Raw genomic sequence first — 17,803 nt, forward strand, 5'->3', positions numbered from 1 at the left:
AACACGGCTCGCCTTCTGCCTGCGACGCCCGTGTCAAATCACTGGAGCACTCATGTCTTTTATCCAACGGACCGACCGGCGACTTCCCGCAAGCGCCCTATACGTCACGCTCGTGCTGGCCGGCACGGGCTCGAGCACGCTTGCCGCCGATGCGGGCCTGTCAGGACAGGCCCCCGAGGCGCCCTTCGACCAGGAGCGGTTCAACGGCGAAGAGCCCCGGCGCAACTGGAGCCTGGTCCTTGGCGCCGGCGCGATCTATGAACCGGAATACGAAGGCGGCGACGAGTTCAAGGTACAGCCCATACCGGTCGTGATCTTCACCTATGGCGAATGGCTGGAGATCGACCCCAGGGGCGTGATGATCACCCCCTTCCGGCACAACGGCTTCGCGCTGGCCGCCAAGATCGGCTATGAAGGCGGGCGAGACGAGGACGATGCAGACCGCCTGAAGGGGCTGGGGGACATCGATTTCGCCGCGACCGTCGGCGCCAGGGCGTCCTATGACTGGAACGGTCTCGAACTCTATGCCAGCATCGACCAGACGATCGACGGCAGCGAGAGCCTGATCGGCACTTTCGGCGCCGAATACCAGGCGCCGGTGACCGAACGGCTGATCCTTGGCGCCGGCGCCGAGGCAGTGGTCGCCAACGACAAGCACATGGAAGCCTATTTCGGCGTCAACGCCAAGCAGGCGGCTCGGTCCGGCCTGCCCGAATACAAGGCGGAGGCCGGCCTGAAGCGCGTCAACGTCTCGGCATCGGCCACCTACCTGCTGAGCGAAAACTGGATGGTGCGCGGCGAAGCGAGCCTCGGCATCCTGACCGGAGACGCGGCCGACAGCCCGATCGTGGAAGAAAAGCTGCAGCCTTCGACGTCGCTGTTCGTCGGCTACAAGTTCTGAGCCGGCAGGAAAAGAGCAAGACAGGAAAGGCCGGGTCATCACCCGGCCTTTCTGCTGGAAGGATCAGGCCTGCTCGACGCTGGCGGTGAACATGTAGCCGCCGAGCCGGACCGTCTGCAAAAGGACAGGGTTCTTGGGATCGGCCTCGATCTTCTGGCGCAGGCGGCTGATATGCACGTCGACGCTGCGCTCGATCGGACCTGCGAGACCCGTATGGGTGAGCGACAGAAGCTCCTCGCGGGTGATGACCCGGCCGGGATTGCGGCAGAAGGCGAGCAGCAGGTCGAATTCCGTCGTCGTCACGGCGATACGGGCGCTGCTCGGATCGTGGAGTTGCCGTCGCAACGGATCGATCTGCCAGCCTTCGAAACGCAGTTTCCGTTGCACCGTCGTATTCGCCAGGCCATAGGATGCCCGCCTCAACAGGCTGCGGATGCGAGCCACGACCTCGCGCGGGCTGAACGGCTTTGTCACATAGTCGTCGGCGCCGACCTCCAGCCCGACGATGCGATCGACCTCTTCTCCCAGTGCGGTCAAGAGAATGATCGGCGTCGTCTTTTCCGAGCGGATGCGCCGGCAGATGCTCAGGCCGTCCTCGCCGGGCAGCATCACGTCCAGGATGATCAGGTCGAACTCGTTGTTGCGCAGAAGCGCGTTCATCACATGCCCGTCTTCGGCGACGGTCGGGATCATGCCGTTTTCCTGCACCGCAAGCGCCAGTAGCTTGCCGATTTCGGGGTCGTCCTCGACGATCAGGATCTTCGCATTGGCGGAGTTCGGTTGCACTACGGCCTTCCTCAAACAAAACTCGACGCGCGCATGGCGATACAGCAGGACCGCGGCGCGCCCGAATGCAGGCATGTCGCACGCTGTCCGGATCGCAGATGTTTCGCTTTATTAAGTTTTGTTGCGAGGCTTGGGAAGGCCGCAATCGTCAGACCGGCAGGGTCCAGAGAACCGGCAGGAGGCCGGCGGCCTGCCCCAGCCGGACGAGCTCGACGACGACCCAGGCGCCGAGAAAGACGATCCCGTCCCTGAGGCTGCCGATCGCACGTGCGGAACGGAGCGGCACGTCTTCGCACTCCCGCCACAGGGAAAGATCCGGCCAGAGCCGCGGAACAGTATCGCGATACGTCTCGAAGCCCCGCCCGTAGCGGCTGCCGAGATAGGCTTCCTCGCCGCGCATCGCCATGTCGAAGGCGAGATAGGCGGCCAGCACCAGCAACGTCATCGACAGCAGGCTGCCCGTCTGCGCGCCGACGCCGGCGATACCGATCAGGCTGAAGAGATAGAGCGGGTTGCGGGTGATCGAATAGGGACCCGTCGTCACCAGCTCGGCGTTCTTGCGCCCGCCGATATAGAACAGCGACCAGCCACGGCCGGCGATGGCGACGAAGATCGCGATCATCCCCATGGCCTCGAAGACGACGTCGAACAAGGGAAATGGCGGCGGCGGCGCGGTGACGACGAGCAGGCAGAAGGCAAGGCCGCCAAGTGCCCGAAGCGCGTTGATGCGGTAGATCTGCAGGAAGGGAACCCGGATATCGTTCATGGTGCTTTCAAAGCCTCGTGGGGAAGGAAACTCGATGGTTCTTCCCATGCCGGGTGCGGCTTCGGCTTAATGATATGTTGCCGTCTGTTAAGAGCTGCAGGGAAAGATGACGGGGCCGGCCGGCGGTCGGACCGGCCCCGTCCTTGCGCGCCGTTCGGGGCACGGACGCGCTATTTCCGGATCCCACCGGGACCCGCTTCGGCCGACTGGAGGAAAGGCCGGAAGGCGTGGCTCAGGCGATCGCCGATGCCCGACAGGATGAGATGGAAGGAGGGGATCACGATCAGCGACAGGATGGTGGAGACCAGCAGGCCGCCGATCACCGCGATCGCCATCGGCGCCCGGAATTCGCCGCCGTCCCCCACGCCGAAGGCCGACGGCAGCATCCCGCCGACCATGGCGAGCGTGGTCATCACGATCGGCCGCACACGCTCCAGGCAGGCCTCGACGACGGCTTCCGGCCGCGAAAGACCGTGCGCCTCCCTCTCGATGGCGAAGTCGACCAGCATGATGGCGTTCTTCGTGACGATGCCCATCAGCATCAGGATGCCGATGACGACGGGCAGCGAGATCGTGTGCCCGCTCACGAGCAGGGCCACGGCGACGCCACCGATCGACAGCGGCAGCGACGCCAGGATCGTCCATGGCGAAAGCATGCTCCTGAACAACAGGATCAGGACGATGAGCACGAGCATGATGCCCGCCCCCATGGCGACGGCGAAGCTTTGGAAAATCTCCCCTTCGGTGTCGGAATCGCCGGTGGCCTGGACGCGCACGCCCTCCGGCAGGGTCCTGACGCTGTCGAGCAGGAACAGGCGCTCCAGCCCCTGCCCCGAGGTCAGGCCGGCGGCCATGTCCGCGCCGATCTCGATGCGGCGCTGCCGGTCGAAACGATCGATCGAGGCGACGGTCTCGTCGAAGCTGCTCGCGGCCACGGCCGACAGCGGCACCTGTCCTCCCGCCGAAGTCGGTACGCTGAGGGTTTCAAAGATCGGCAGGCGGCCTCTGGCGGTTCGGTCGAGCACGACGCGGATCGGGATCTGGCGGGAGCCTTCGACGAAGCTCGCGAGCCGCGAATCCACGTCGCCGATCGTGGAGATGCGCAGGGTGCTGGCGATGGCCGCAGTCGAGACCCCCAGCGTCGCTGCCTTGTCGGCATCCACCGTCACCTTCAGTTCCGGGCGCATGGCGACAGCGTCGCTTGCCGGGCCGACGAAACTCCCCTCTGTGGCCATCTCGCGCAGGATCCGATCGGCCGCCTGCTCGACGGCGTCGCCGTCGCTGCCCAGCACGGAGAAGGATACGTCGCGGCCACCGCGATCGTTGAGAAAACGCAGCCGCACGTCCGGAATGCCGGCGAGCCTCTCCTTGAGTTCCGCCTCGATCGCAAAGGAGGACCGGTCGCGCTCGGTCTTGTGTCTGAGCTCGATCGAGACGACGGCATAGCGCACGTCCTGCTGGCCGGTCATGCTCGACCCCGCGCGCACCAGCACGCCTTCGACCTCGCCGAGTTGTCCGACCTCCGCCGAGATCGCGTCCGTCACCTTTCGCGTTTCCTCGAGCGTGGCGCCGGGCGGCAACTCGACGGTGAGGGTCAGCCGTCCGGTGTCCTCCTCCGGCAGGAAGGTGGTCGGAACCGACATCAGCGAGACGACCGCCAGCGCGAAGAGGCCGACCGCAGATGCGACCGTCGCCCATTTCCGGTGCAACGTCGCGCGCAGCAGGGCCTCGTAGGCGACCGACAACCGGCCTCTATGTCCCTCCGACGGCGGAGCACCGGTCATGATGTAGGCCGCCATGATCGGCGTGATCAGCCGCGCCACCAGCAAGGAGAAGAATACCGCGATCGCCACCGTCAGGCCGAACTCGCGAAAATAGAGGCCGACGACGCCGCTCATCAGCCCGACCGGCGCGAAGACCGCGATGATGGTTGCGGAAATCGCGATGACGGCGAGCCCGATCTCGTCGGACGCATCCAGCGCCGCGCGGTAGGCGGACTTGCCCATATTGCGGTGGCGCACGACGTTTTCGATCTCGACGATCGCATCGTCGACCAGGATGCCCGTCACCAGCGTGATCGCCAGAAGGCTGAGAATATTGAGGGAAAAGCCGAGCAGGTCGAGCGCGAAGAAGGTCGGAATGATCGACAGCGGCAGCGCCACGGCGGCCACCAGCGTCGCGCGCCAGTCGCGCAGAAACAGGAAGACGACGACGATCGAGAGCACAGCGCCCTCCAGCAGCGTGTTCATCGCCGAATGATAGTTTCCGGCCGTGTAGGAGACATTGTCGTTGACGAGGCGGAAACGCAGGTCCCGATGGGCCTCGCCCAGCGTCGCCACGGCATCGGCGACAGCGGCGGCCACGGTCACGTCGCTTGCCCCTTGCGAGCGGTAGATGGCGAAGCCGACGATATCGGCGCCGTTCAGGCTCGCAAAGGCCCGAGGCTCGGCGACGGTATCGCGAACCGTAGCGACGTCCGCCAGCCGTACGGAATTTTCGCCCGAGAGCGAGAGACGCTTCTCGGAAAGTTCCGCCACCGTTCCGGCGGCTCCCGTGGTCGTCAGGACCTGCTCGCCGCCCTCCATCTCGCTGCGCCCGCCGGAGCGGTCGAGCTGGCCCTCGACGATCGCCTCGTTGACCGAACTGACCGACAGCGCAAGCGCCTGCAGCCTGTCGGCATCGAGCTCAACATGGATCTCCCGCTCTGCGCCGCCGATCCGTTCGACGCGCCCGACGCCGGACAGGCCCTGCAATTCGCGGGTCACGGTGTCGTCGACGAACCAGGAGAGCTCCGCCACCGTCATGTCCTGGCTGGAGACCGCATAGGTGACGACGGATTGCGTCTCCTCCTCGATCCGCTCGATCACCGGCTCGTCGATCGTGTCCGGCAGGTCGCCCCGGATCCGGGATACGGCATCGCGCACGTCCGCCATTGCCCGGTCGGGAGAAACAGGGCCGAGTTCGAATTCGACGGTCGTCACCGATCGCCCCTCACCGATCGTCGAGGACAGCTCCTTGATCGCCGGCAGCGAGGCGATGGCGTTTTCGACAAGCCGCGTCACCTCGGTCTCGAGCTCCACCGGCGTGGAACCGGCCTGCTCGACGGTGACCTTGACCGTCGGCGTGATGATCGTCGGGAAATAGGTGATCGGCAGCTTGACGAAGCTGTAGAGCCCGACGACGGTGAGGACGACGAAAAGAAGGATGGACGGGAGCGGATTGCGGATCGCCCAGGACGAGACGTTGCCGTTCATCGCGCGGCCTCCACCTTCCCGATCGCAAGGGACGCGGCCAGATGATCCGTGGAGGGAAGCGCGGAGGCGGCAATGACCGGCCGGACCTTCTCCTCGGCCTTCAGGAAGCCGCCGGATTTCAGAACGACCATCTCGCCGTCGCGCAGCCCGTCTAGGATCTCGACGAAGCCGTCCTGCCGGACGCCCACGGTCACCTGGCGGAGGTCCACCACGCCGTCCTCGACGACGAAGACGTTGCTCGCGCCGCCGGCGGTCTTCACCGCACTGCCGGGCAGGAGGATGTTGCGACGCGCCAGGGCATTGATGCTGCCGCGGGCGAAAACGCCGGGCCTCAGGCCAGCCACGTCGTCGAGTTCGACGCGCACTTCGCCGCTGCGCGTCGCCGGATCGAGTTCGGCCGCATTGAGCCTCACAGTGCCACCGAGCGGGCCTTCATATCCCGGCTGGGTGATGGTTGCGTGCATGCCTTCGGCCAGCCGCACGAAGCTCGTCTCCGTCACCTGGGCGACGAATTCGATGGCCGCGTCCTTCGCCAGGACGAAGAGCGGGCCGCCGGAGCCGGACACCATCATGCCGACGCGAGCCGTTCTTCTCAGGACGAGCCCGCCCTCCGGCGCCCTGACGGTACTGCGCTCGATCGCAAGTTCGATCTCGTCGCGCTCACGGGCAACGATTTGCGCGTCGGCTTCGGCAAGCTTCAGCGACTGCAGCGCCAGCCCCAGTTCGGCCACCGCGCGGGCATGGGCGTTCTCGTGCTCGTCCAGAACCTGTTGCGAGACGGCACCCTTCGGCTGCAGCGCCCTGCTGCGCTCCAGAACCTTGCGGGCCTCGGCCTCGCTCACCTTCGCGACATCGAGCCTGCTCTCCTCCACCCTGACGGCAGCCTCCGCGCGCAGGATGCCGACCGCGTTCCTGTCGAGCGACAGGCGGGCATCGGTCGTGTCCAGCAGCGCGAGCGGCTGGCCCTTGTCGACGGTCTGCCCGACCTCCACCAGGATATGCTCGATCGCCCGCCCCTGGACGAGCGGGTGTACCTGAACCTCTTCCCTTGCAGCGAGCGACCCGACCACGGGAACCGTCTCGGTCACGGCACCCTGGCGGGCGACGACAACCGTAACCGGCATCTGTTCCTCGGCCGCCTGGGAGGTGGAAATGAAGGCAAGCCAGAGAAGCACCACGCCCACCAGAAACCTCGGGGCCGGATGCGCCTGCGACAAGAATGATCGGGATATCCCACCCATGAAACGCCCTTCCGTTTGATCCGCAGACAGTTGCGGATAATCCGGAAGTGACCCTAGCGATCAGGGCACCGATGGGTGTGTCATCGCGTTAAGAAACGTTGCACCGGGGCGGTCTGACGCCTTGAGAAGAGTTGACGTTCTCCACGTTCCTAGGCGGGCGAGGCCGGGAAAGGCGCCCCTTTCGCGGCCCTTCGAAAACGCCCGAACCTCACATTTCGACGACCAGCCGGATAACCTCGCCCCTGTGCAGGCGGTCGAAGCCTTCGTTGATCTCGTCCAGGCGGATCGATCCGCTGAGAAGCCTGTTCACCGGAAGGCGCCCCGATTTGTAGAGCGCGACATAGCGCGGAATATCGCGAACCGGCACGCAGGTGCCGATATAGCTGCCCTTGAGCGTGCGTTCCTCGGCCACGAGGCTGACGATGTTGACCGGCAAAGCGGCCGTCGGCGCCGGCAGTCCGGCCGTGACTGTCGTGCCGCCGCGCCGCGTCATCTTGTAGGCGCTCTCCAGCGCCTTTTCCGAGCCTGCAAACTCGAAGGCGAAATCGGCGCCGCCATGGGTGAGTTGGCGGACCTTCTCGACGGCATCCGCATCGCGGGCATTGACCGTCGCCGTCGCCCCGAGCTGGCGGGCCATCTCCAGTTTCTCCTCCGAGAGGTCGACGGCGATGACCTGTGCGGCACCGGCGGAAATCGCGCCCAGAAGAGCAGCCAGACCGACGCCGCCGAGGCCGATGACGACCGTGGTCTGGCCCGCCTGCACCTTCGCCGTGTTCACCACCGCGCCGACACCGGTCAGCACGGCGCAGCCGAACAGCGCCGCCTCGTCGAACGGCAGGTCCTTGTCGACCTTGACGATCGAGCGGCGCGACACGACGGCGTGTTCGGCGAAGGCCGAGCAGCCGATGTGGTGATGCACCGGCTCGCCATGCGACTTCAGCCGGATACTGCCAGTGAGCAATGTGCCCTTGCCGTTGGCCGCGGCCCCCGGCTCGCAAAGCGCCGGGCGGCCTTCCGAACAGGGCAGGCAATGGCCGCAGCTCGGCACGAAGGCGAGCACGACGTGGTCGCCGACTGCGAGATCGTCGACGCCTTCGCCGAGCTCGACCACCTCGCCGGCCGCCTCGTGGCCGATCGCCATCGGCATCGGACGCGGCCGGCTGCCGTTGATGACAGAGAGATCCGAATGGCAAAGCCCGGCCGCGCGGATACGCACCAGAACCTCTCCTCGCCCGGGCGGCTCCAGGTCAAGCTCGGCGATTTCCAGCGGCTTGCTTTGCGCATAGGGCATGCTCGCGCCCATCTGGCGAAGCGTGGCTGCTCTGATCTTCATGTCTCACTCCCTGAAATTCGATCTGCGGCCAGCGAAGCTAGCACTGCGAACACCGCATGCGGAAACTTTCTCCGTCCGTTTCGATATGGACCGCATGCGGCGCCAGAAAATGTCCGGTCATCAGCATCGTGTCGGTATCTGCGATACCGCCCAGCAACGCCGTCCGCGTTCGCGCCGATAGCGCCTGGTCCTCGCAACCCATGCAGCTCAGTTGCGGATATCTGAGCTGGATCGGATGATGGATGATGTCGCCCGAGAATACGCATTCCCGGCCGTTGGATTTGAGCCAGATGGCGACATGACCGGGTGTGTGTCCGGGTGCAGGCTTGAACGTCAGGCATCCGTCCAGCTCATAGCCGTCATCGACCAGCACCACCTGCCCCGCCTCGACCACCGGCAAGACGCTGTCGCAATAGGCTGCAAGGTGATGGCTGCCGGGATCGGAGCCATATTTCTCCGCCCAGTAGTCATATTCCTTCCGACCGAAGATATATCGCGCGTTCGGGAAGGTCGGCACCCAGCGCCCGTCGAGAAGCCTCGTGTTCCAGCCGACGTGATCGGCATGAAGATGGGTGCAGCAGACATAGTCGATCTCTTCGGGCTCGACGCCCGCCGCACGCAGGCGATCGAGGAACGGCGTCTTGAGATCGGACCATTGCTTGCGGGCGTGACGCTGCTTGTCGTTGCCGACGCAGGTATCGACCAGGATCCTGTGCCGGCCGGTATCGATCAGCCAGGCATGGATGCTGAGCCTGATCCGGTCCGTTTCCGGATCGTAGAACGCCGGCGCGAGCCAGGGACGCTCCTTGGCCAGCATCTCGTCCGTGACGGGCGGGAAGAACGTCCTCATCTGGAAGGACGTGTCCTCCATCTCCCATATGGCGGAAACCGTCACGTCTCCGATGGCAAAGCGGGTCATGAAAACCTCCGATATGCGCGCCCGTTCAGGCGGAGGCCTGCTGGCGGACGGGCGGCCAGCCCGCATCCGTCGAGGTCGCCAGCCTGTTCAGGAGCTGCTTGAGCACCCAGACCTCGTTCTCGTCGAGAAGCGTCAGGCATTCCGTCTCCGCGGCCTTCAACATCGCCACGATCCCGATCATCGCCTTGCGCCCCTCGGGCGCGAGGTGAACCCGGTGCGGAGATGCGGCCTCGACCCGGATCATGCCCGTTGCCTTGAGCTTGTCGATCGTGGCGTCCGTTATTTCGTCGCCGCGAGAACGCCCGATCTGCCTTATGTCGTCAAGCGTCCTGCCATCCTCGTGGCCGAGCAATGTCAGGACGGCGTAGTCCGCGCCGTCCCAGCCCCGCCGGCGCCGTTCGGCGACCGCACCGCTTCTGATCTGATAGAAGACACGGGAGATCTGGTAGATGAAGTCGTCGGGGGAGAGGCTGTCTCTCTTCTTCTCGAAGGACGTGGTCTCGCCGGCATGACGGATCAGCCGGCCGTATTGCCCGCCGTGAAAGACCAGCGGCGGCGTACTGGAATGTTCGAAGCCGATGATCTCGCCGACGAAGATGATGTGGTCGCCACCTTCATACTGATAGGCGGTCCGGCATTCGAAGCGGGCGGCGCAGTGTTTCAGGAGAGGGATCCGGTCCTCTCCCCTCTCCACCGCCAGGCCTTCGAACTTGTCTTCCTTCTTGCTTGCGAAGAGGCCGGATATGTCGCTCTGGTCGGCAGACAGGATATGGACGGCGAAATGTCCTGCCTGCCTGAAATCCTCGAAGCTGGAGGAGGTCTTCGCCAGGCTCCATAGGATCATCGGCGGATCGAGAGAGACCGAACTGAAGCTGTTGGCGGTGCGGCCGATATCCTTGCCGTCGGCCGCACGGGTGGTGACGACGGTGACGCCTGTTGCGAAGGATCCAAGGGCGTTGCGGAGAATGCGTTGGTCATTGGACATGGCGATTGGGCCAGAGGCTCCCTGTTTCACGGATACTGGTGGGCGGGGCGCGTCGAAGACACCGGTTCGCGCCGGTCTTCGCTCCGACCGCCTTCGAGATCGGCACCGGCCGCCTCGCGGAGCGGAATGATCGTCAGGACCGACAGGCAGGCCGCAGCGCCGATGTAGCAGGCGAGCGGTATCCAGCTTCCCGACCAGGCCCAGAGCGATGCGGCGATCATCGGCGTCGGGCCGCTCCAGAGCACGGTGGCGAACTGGTAGGCGACGGAGACGCCGCTGTAGCGCACCGAGGCACCATATTGCTCGGCAAAGAGGCTGGGTTGCGTGGATTGCGTCGTCGCCTGCCCGAACACGATCGAGAGCGTCATCGCCGCCGTGATCCAGAACACGCTCGCCGTATCGAGGAACAGGAAGAACGGCACGATGAAGAGGCCGTTAAAGATCATCCCGCCCATGAAGACGCGCTTGCGGCCGATACGGTCGGACAGCCCGGCAAACAGCGGCTGGGCGACGAAGCAGAACACAGCCGCGATCATCAGGGCGTTCAAGGCGGTGGCGCGATCGATGCCGACCACAGTGGTCAGATAGACCAGAGAATAGACGGCCACGACGTAGAAGCTGGTATTTTCCGCCGCCTGGCAGGCGACGAGGAGTGCGGTCTTCCTGCCGTGCTTGCCGAGCACCTCGACGACGGGCAGGCGCTCGCGCTCCCCCTCGGACTTCATCTTCTGGAAGCTCGGGGATTCAGCCAGTCGGCGGCGCAGAAAGATGCCGAAGACGAGCAGCACGCCGCTGAACAGGAAGGGCAAGCGCCATCCCCAGGCCATGAACTGCTCGGGCGTCGTCAGCGCGCCGACAAGCGCCATCACGCCTGACGAGAGCAGGAGTGCCGCCGGAATGCCCATCTGCGGCCAGCTGCCGAAGAAGCCGCGCGTCCTGTCGGGCGCATGCTCGACGACCATCAGCGTCGCCCCGCCCCATTCGCCACCGACGGCAAAGCCCTGCAGGAAACGCAGCACCGTCAGAAGGATCGGCGCACCGATGCCAAGCACCGCATAGGTCGGGATGAGACCGATCAGGAAGGTGATGCCGCCCATCATCGTCAGGCTCAACACCAGCATCGCCTTGCGGCCGATCCGGTCGCCGAAGTGGCCGAACACGATGCCGCCCAGGGGCCGGGCGATGAACCCGACAGCGAAGGTCGCAAATGCCGCGATCATGCCCGTTACCGGGTTGAACTCAGGAAAGAACAGCTTGTTGAAGACGAGTGCCGTGGCGGTACCGAAGATGAAGAAATCGTACCATTCCAGGGTAGATCCGATGAAGCTCGCCAATGCGACCTTGCGGATGTCGGATGTTTCTGTGGCCATAAGCTCCTCCCCGAGCTGAATTGGCGACCGCCTGGATCTTCCCGCCTCCCCGGCAGGAGGACCCAGGCATAGTGAACGTTATTTTTCGAGCGGAATGTCGACGTCCAGCAGCGGCGCATGCTGTTGCGCCCCATAGACGTCGGTATCGCCGATATCGCCGGCCGGAATGGCGCGGGGAAACGTCGCCTTGAAGGCAGCCGCCGTGTCATAGGGCGTGAACAGCACGTCCTCTTCCTTCACGCCATAGAGCTTCGAAAAGAGCGCGGCGTTCAAAACCCCCGTATCCTTCACCTTGCGATAGACCGCGTGGTCCTCGAACAGAACATCGATCGTCACGTTGAACGGACCGGCGTTCTTGCTCTTGCAGATCTGGGCAATGTCTCTGATGAGGGCCATGGTCAAACCTTCTCGTATTCGATGGGGAAGAGGGCGCAAGGATCGCTGACCTCGACCGTATGGAAGATGCTGAAGCGGTACATCGGCCCCATGTCGATATCGGAAGGGCTGAACGGGAAGGCCATGTTGCCTTCCTTGCAGAGCCGTCCCGGGAAGTCCGCATGCAGCATCGAGGTGCGCGCCATGGCGATCACGGCATTGGCGACATCCGCCGTCTTGCCGACCACTTCGATGACGAAGCCGAGCTCGTGGCTGGTGATCTGCTTGACCGGCTCCCAGCCACCCATGACGCCATCCTTGCCATAGCAATGGACGATCATCTGGTAGTCATCCCGCGGCACGCCGAAGGAGGCGGCCTTCACCGCCACCTTCTCGCGATGGGTGGCGAGATAGTCGTCGATCTGCGAGATCAGGATCGGGTCGCGCGTGCCGCAGATGGCAATCGCACGGTAACCGGCCATCTCGACGCCCTCGAGCTTCACCGTGTAGCGCTCCGCCGGCGTCCAGGTCATGCCGTCGATCTTGACTGCACGATCGCTGATCTCTTCGAAGCGGCAATTGGCCGTATCGAGCAACCCGCCCGGCTCGACATGGTGGATCGGGCTCGAATTCTCGTGCAGGGCAAAGTTCGCGACCGCAAGCGGCGTCGAGCGGCGGATCGGGTTCGGCGGTTCGCAGACGACGTGGTCGTCGCGGACGCGCAGGAAGATGCAGTCCGGCTCCTTCGGCACGGTGGGCTCGGCACCGCATTCCAGCATCTTGCCCGCGTACCATGAGGGTGCCGGCGCCATGCCGGCGCGGATGGCGGGGGCCGCCCATTGCGCCGGGTCGCTGCTGCGGCCGGCGAGAATGACCTGCGCGCCCTCGTCGAGCGCCTTGGCAAACGGCTCCGGTCCCATCATGCCGACGACGCGGGTCGCATTGTCGATCATGCCACGATCGAGCGGCTTCATCTTGGCAAGCGGCTTGGTGATGCCGCTTTCGGCCCATTTCGCAAGATCGCTCTTGCTCTGTTCCGAATGGATGAGCGCCATCTTGAACGACAGCTTTTCTTCCCGCGCGATCTCACGCACCAGTGCCGCCGTATCCTGCAGATGCGGTTCGCCGCCGGCACCGCCGGACGTGCCGATGATGCAGGGAATACCTGCTGCGATGCTCGCCTGCAGCATCAGCCGCAGGTCGCGCTTCACTGACAGGCGCGAGCAGAAGGATTTGCCGGCACCGAGATAATAGGGACCCGGATCGGTGCTGCCGCCATCGCAACCGATGACATGCGGCTCCCAGGACATTCCGATCTTGAGCGATTCCTCCGCATAGCCATAGCCGAGGATGCCGCTCGTCGAGAGCATTCTGAACTCTTTCATCAATCTTCTCCGACTGCTGCTTATTCGGCCGCCTGGCGCCGGGCAGGATGGGTGGGCATGGAAATGCCGAGGTTTTCGCGAAGCGTCGTGCCTGCATAGTCGTTCTGGTAGACGCCGCGGCGCTGCAGTTCCGGCACGACATAACGGACGAAGTCCTCGTAGGCGCCGGGCGTATGGGTGGCGGCCAGCACGAAGCCGTCGCAGGCCCCGGACGTGAACCACTCTTCCATCTGGTCGGCGACCATGGTGGGCGTGCCGCAGAAGATCGGGAATTCGCCGATCGTGCCGCGCCCGGAATAGTGCACGAAATCACGCACGGTCGGGTTGGGCTTGCCGCTCAGCGTGATCACCCGCTCCTTGAAACCGGACCAGGACAGCTTCTGCAGCTCCTCGTCGGTGAACTCGCTGTCCATCGGCTTGCTGGCGAAATCGAAGTTCAGCGCTTCGGAAAGAAGCACGACGGCATCGATCGGCTTGGCGAGCGCGCGGATATATTCGCGCTTCTCCTCGGCGATCTCCAGGCTTTCGCCGACGCAGACATAGCAGGCCGGGCAGATTGCCACCTCGTCCGGATCGCGGCCGGCGGCGGCGACCTCCTCCTTCACGGCGGCATACTGCTTCTGGCCAGTCTCGATCGTCGGATAGACGACAAAGATCAGATCGCCCCACTTGCCGGCGAACTGGCGGCCGCGGCCGCTCTGGCCGGCCTGGATGAGCACAGGGCGCCCCTGCGCCGACGGCGGCACCGGCAGTGGACCGCGCGAGCTGAAATACTTGCCCTTGTGATCGAGCCGGTGAACCTTCTTCGGATCGGCGAACTGGCCGGTCTCCTTGTCGACGATCAGCGCGTCGGGCTCCCAGCTGTTCCACAGCCCGGTGACGACCTCCATGAATTCGTCGGCCCGCTCATAGCGCAGGTCGTGAGCGAGGTGTTCGGTGCGGCCGAAATTGGCGGCCTCCGAATTGTTGAGCGAGGTCACCACGTTCCAGGCGGCGCGGCCCTTGGTCATCAGATCGAGCGTGCCGAACAGGCGCGCGACGTGGAAGGGCTCGTAATAGGTCGTGGAATAGGTGATGCCGAGGCCGATGCGGCTCGTGGCCATGCCGATCGCCGTGATGATCGAGACCGGGTCCATCTTGACGACGCGCACGCCGTTTTCGACCGCCTCCCTGTGATCGTCGCCGTAGATGTCCGGCATCGCCAGACGATCGTCGAAGAAGGCAAGATGGAATTTGCCTTCCTCGAGAATGCGACCGATGCGCTGGAAGTACTCGGCGGACAGAAAATCGGTGGCACCGGCCGGATGCCGCCAGGAGCCCGGCGCGATGGAGCAGTTCTGCGCCTGCAGGAAGCCCACCATTTTCATCTGGCGTTTTGAAGCGGACATCGTTCCTCCCATACCTTCATAAAATGCAATTTTCTGCGCAAACGTTTGCGCAATCCAATCCAATCGGTTTGCGTGCGGAATGTCAAGTTGGGACGGAAATTTTTGTCCCGCGCGGGGTATCGTCGCCTGCCCGGGAAAGATGCGGACCGACGCGACAGGCCGCCAACGTTTTGTTATGAAGCGACATGAGCTCGATCCTGACCCCATCGACACCGCGCAGGGCGACGGTCGTCACCCTGTCGGAACTGGCGGGTGTGGCACCGTCGACGGTGACGCGCGCGCTGAAGGGCGACACCCGCATCTCGCAGAAGACGCGCGATCTCATTCTGGGGCTGGCGAAAGAGCACGGCTACATGCCGAATGCGCTGGCGCGCACGCTCTCCTCCGGCAAGAGCGGATTGTACGGCCTGGTGCTGGGCCCCGCCGAGAACCCCTTCTATACGGAGCTTCTGCATGAGGCGACGCGCCAGGCGGAGAAGCTCGGCTTCCGCCTGCTCATCATCCATGCGGGTGCCGGCCCGATCGAGGATACGACCGCCCAGGCACTGATCCAGTATCAGGTCGACGGCTGCATCATCTCCTCGGCCATCCTGTCATCGAAGGCGGCCGACATCTGCGCCCAGAACAACGTGCCGCTCGTCATGGTCAACCGCGTTGCGCTCTCGCATGGCTGCTTCGTCACCTGCGACAACAGGGCCGGCGGCGCCGAGATCGCGCGTCTTCTGATCGCGCGCGGGCGCCGGCGCTTCGGCCTCGTCTATACGACGTCGACCAGTTCCACGTCCCGCGAACGGGAAGAGGGCTTCGTCGCCGAACTGGAGCAGGCCGGCTTCACGCTTTCGCATCGGTTCGACGGCCACTCCAACTACGACGGAGGCTTCGAAGCGGGCAGGGAAATAGCCGGATTGCCGGCCGGCCGGCGGCCGGATGCGGTGTTCGCACTGAGCGACATCATGGCCATGGGCGTCCTCGACGCCCTGCGGCTGGCCTCTGTCGACGTGCCCGGCGAGATCCTGGTGGCCGGCTTCGACGGCGTGGCGGCATCCGCCAGGCCGATCTACGACCTGACGACCATCCAGCAGCCTCTGCCCCTGATGATCCAGCGCGCTTTCGAACTGCTGCAGGCACGCACGCTGGACCCGAACCTCCCCGACGAACTGATCGCCATGCGCGGAAAGCTGGTCGTCCGCGGTTCCACCGGCCGCGCGTAGCAGAGGGCGCCGCCGCGCCCCCTGCCGAAGCGATCCACCTATCCGCCACCGAAGGGGATATAGGTGACGATCGCCGGGAAGAAGTAGATCGCAAGCACGGTCCCCAGCATGATGAAGACATAGGGCAAGGCCCCGTACATCACCTCCTTCAGGCTCGATTTGGCCACGGACTGGATGACGAAAAGGTTCATCCCGACCGGCGGCGTGATCAGGGCGATCTCGATCATCAGAACGAAGTAGATGCCGAACCAGACCGGATCGATGCCGTGGACGCCGAGCGATGGCAGCAGCACCGGCAGCACGATCAGGATCATCGCGATTCCCTCGAGGAACAGGCCCAACAGCAGCAACACTGCCGTCACGGTCAGCATGAAGAGACCGGCCGATTCGATGTTGGCGGCGATCCACTCCGAGATCTCGTAGGGAATGCGGTAGAGCATGATCGCCTTGCCGAAGACATTTGCCCCGGCGATGATCAGCAGCAGGTTGGCGGTGGTGAGACCGGCGCCGAAGACGGCGTCGCGGAAGTCCGCGAAGGACAATCCGCGTCGGATCCCGAACACGTAGACGAGCGTCATCACCAGCCCGACCGCAGCCGATTCCGTCGGCGTGAAGACGCCCGCATAGATGCCGATGATCATCGTCAGCGCGATGACGATGGTCGGCAGGGCACGGATGCTTGCCGCCATGCGCCCACCCGGTTCCGAGGCGCCGGCTTCGACTTCCGGAGCGGCTCCCATGAACGACTTGGCAACGCAATAGACAAGGAAGATCCCGATCAGGAAGAGACCCGGCCCGACGCCGGCCAGGAACATCGACGCCGTGGACTGCTCGGCGACCGCCGAATAGATGATGAGCGGAATGGACGGCGGAATGAGAATGCCAAGCGTCGCGCCTGCCGCCAGCGTGCCCATGACGAAGCGGCGATCATAACCGCGCCCGGTCATCTCGGGGATGGCCACGGTTCCGATCATCGCCGCAACGGCCACAGAAGATCCTGAAATCGCTGCGAAAATTCCGCAAGAAATGATCGTCGCGATCGCGACCCCTCCCCGGATCCCGCCGACCCACCGCTGCACGGCGTCGAAGAGGTCTTTTGCGACGCCCGCCTTCAGGAGGATGTTCGAGGTCAGGAGGAAGACCGGTACGGCGAGAAGGATGAAATTGTTCACCGAGCCGAGGAACTCCATCGACACGCTGGCAAGCGGTACGCCCTTCAGCATCAACAGGCCGATGCCCGTTGTTGTCAGCGCGATCCCGACCGGGAGCCCTGCGAAGAGAAACACGAAAAGCGCGATGAGAACGAGCATGCTTTCCATCTCAGATTTCCTCGTGCGTCAGTTCGAGTTTGCGCCGCTGGCCGGTGGCCAGAAGCAGGACCAGTTCGAGTGCGGCCTGGAGAAAGAACAGGAAGAAGCCGAGCGCGACCGGAAGATAGAAGAGCCAGTAGGGGATACGCAGGACGCTCGCCGTGGCCCGGCCCACCATCGCCGCGTCGATCGCCGCCTCTGCCGCATGCCAGGTCACCAGCGCGCAGGCCACGCAGATGACGGCGAAGCTGATCGCCTCGAGCGCCGCCTTGCCGCGATCGCCGAGCGCATCGGAAAGGAGCGTGATCGAGATCAGCTGGCGCCGGCTCATGCAGGCCGGAAAGATCAGGAACGTCGCCCAGACCATGCCGAGCCGCGAGGTCTCCTCGACCCAGTCGGTCGGGCTGTTGAAGAAGTAACGAAGCGCCACCTCATAGGCGACGATGATGCCGATGAAGAGGTAGATCCACGAACTGAGCTCGCCGATCTTCATGACGGTCGCCTCGGTCGCGGCGACCCATTTCTTTTCTTCCGTGGACATGAAGCGGTCCTCCCGAATATTCACACCTGATCCCGGTG

At 64.5% G+C, this 17,803-nt stretch carries 15 protein-coding genes; 2 read left to right on the top strand and 13 right to left on the bottom strand.

The features are described from left to right. Positions 1–52: 52 nt before the first annotated feature. A complete protein-coding gene (locus tag OCK02_RS08115; RefSeq protein WP_263812589.1) occupies positions 53–901 on the top strand; it encodes a MipA/OmpV family protein in 849 nt (282 codons plus the stop codon). Between the two features lie 63 nt (positions 902–964). Here the strand turns inward: OCK02_RS08115 and OCK02_RS08120 are convergent, their stop codons facing one another. The 11 genes from OCK02_RS08120 to OCK02_RS08170 all read right to left on the bottom strand — a co-directional run bounded on the left by OCK02_RS08120 (position 965) and on the right by OCK02_RS08170 (position 14,703). Next, positions 965–1,687, bottom strand: coding sequence for a response regulator transcription factor (locus OCK02_RS08120; protein ID WP_230806617.1), 723 nt, complete (start codon positions 1,685–1,687; stop codon positions 965–967). Positions 1,688–1,835: 148 nt separating this feature from the next. Further along, positions 1,836–2,453 (bottom strand): methyltransferase family protein, encoded by a 618-nt coding sequence (locus tag OCK02_RS08125; protein WP_263812590.1) that lies wholly within the window; start codon positions 2,451–2,453, stop codon positions 1,836–1,838. A 170-nt stretch (positions 2,454–2,623) separates the two neighbouring features. Continuing rightward, positions 2,624–5,707, bottom strand: a complete 3,084-nt coding sequence (locus OCK02_RS08130; RefSeq protein WP_263812591.1) for an efflux RND transporter permease subunit — start codon at positions 5,705–5,707, stop codon at positions 2,624–2,626. Beyond that, complete coding sequence (locus OCK02_RS08135; RefSeq protein ID WP_263812592.1) at positions 5,704–6,891, bottom strand: efflux RND transporter periplasmic adaptor subunit; 1,188 nt, start codon at positions 6,889–6,891, stop codon at positions 5,704–5,706. Before OCK02_RS08135 ends, OCK02_RS08130 begins: the two co-directional genes overlap by 4 nt. 265 nt (positions 6,892–7,156) lie before the next feature. Further along, positions 7,157–8,281: a zinc-dependent alcohol dehydrogenase family protein gene (locus tag OCK02_RS08140; protein ID WP_263812593.1), complete on the bottom strand. Its 1,125-nt coding sequence runs from the start codon at positions 8,279–8,281 to the stop codon at positions 7,157–7,159. 37 nt (positions 8,282–8,318) lie between these two features. Continuing rightward, positions 8,319–9,200: an MBL fold metallo-hydrolase gene (locus OCK02_RS08145; protein ID WP_263812594.1), complete on the bottom strand. Its 882-nt coding sequence runs from the start codon at positions 9,198–9,200 to the stop codon at positions 8,319–8,321. 25 nt (positions 9,201–9,225) lie between these two features. Next, complete coding sequence (locus OCK02_RS08150; RefSeq protein WP_263812595.1) at positions 9,226–10,185, bottom strand: flavin reductase; 960 nt, start codon at positions 10,183–10,185, stop codon at positions 9,226–9,228. A 26-nt stretch (positions 10,186–10,211) separates the two neighbouring features. Then, positions 10,212–11,555 carry an MFS transporter gene (locus OCK02_RS08155; RefSeq protein ID WP_263812596.1) on the bottom strand — a complete coding sequence of 448 codons (1,344 nt, stop codon included), beginning with the start codon at positions 11,553–11,555 and terminating at the stop codon, positions 10,212–10,214. A gap of 78 nt (positions 11,556–11,633) precedes the next feature. Further along, entirely contained in the window at positions 11,634–11,951 is a 318-nt protein-coding gene (locus OCK02_RS08160; RefSeq protein ID WP_263812597.1) for a DUF4387 domain-containing protein, read from the bottom strand. A 2-nt stretch (positions 11,952–11,953) separates the two neighbouring features. Beyond that, the gene (locus OCK02_RS08165) at positions 11,954–13,315 is read right to left on the bottom strand and encodes a DUF1446 domain-containing protein (RefSeq protein WP_263812598.1); all 1,362 of its coding nucleotides are present in this window, start codon (positions 13,313–13,315) and stop codon (positions 11,954–11,956) included. 20 nt (positions 13,316–13,335) lie between these two features. Next, the gene (locus OCK02_RS08170) at positions 13,336–14,703 is read right to left on the bottom strand and encodes an LLM class flavin-dependent oxidoreductase (RefSeq protein WP_263812599.1); all 1,368 of its coding nucleotides are present in this window, start codon (positions 14,701–14,703) and stop codon (positions 13,336–13,338) included. A 185-nt stretch (positions 14,704–14,888) separates the two neighbouring features. Here OCK02_RS08170 and OCK02_RS08175 point away from each other — a divergent pair, with 185 nt between their 5' ends. After that, entirely contained in the window at positions 14,889–15,914 is a 1,026-nt protein-coding gene (locus OCK02_RS08175) for a LacI family DNA-binding transcriptional regulator (protein WP_263812600.1), read from the top strand. A 38-nt stretch (positions 15,915–15,952) separates the two neighbouring features. On the opposite strand, the gene OCK02_RS08180 is transcribed toward OCK02_RS08175, so the two are convergent. Both OCK02_RS08180 and OCK02_RS08185 read right to left on the bottom strand, forming a co-directional pair. Beyond that, entirely contained in the window at positions 15,953–17,233 is a 1,281-nt protein-coding gene (locus tag OCK02_RS08180; protein ID WP_263812601.1) for a TRAP transporter large permease, read from the bottom strand. Position 17,234: 1 nt separating this feature from the next. Further along, on the bottom strand, positions 17,235–17,765 hold the full coding sequence (locus OCK02_RS08185; protein WP_263812602.1) for a TRAP transporter small permease: 531 nt from the start codon (positions 17,763–17,765) through the stop codon (positions 17,235–17,237). Between the last annotated feature and the right edge of the window lie 38 nt (positions 17,766–17,803).

Source organism: Rhizobium sp. TRM96647, assembly GCF_025780115.1.
Taxonomy (GTDB): domain Bacteria; phylum Pseudomonadota; class Alphaproteobacteria; order Rhizobiales; family Rhizobiaceae; genus Mycoplana.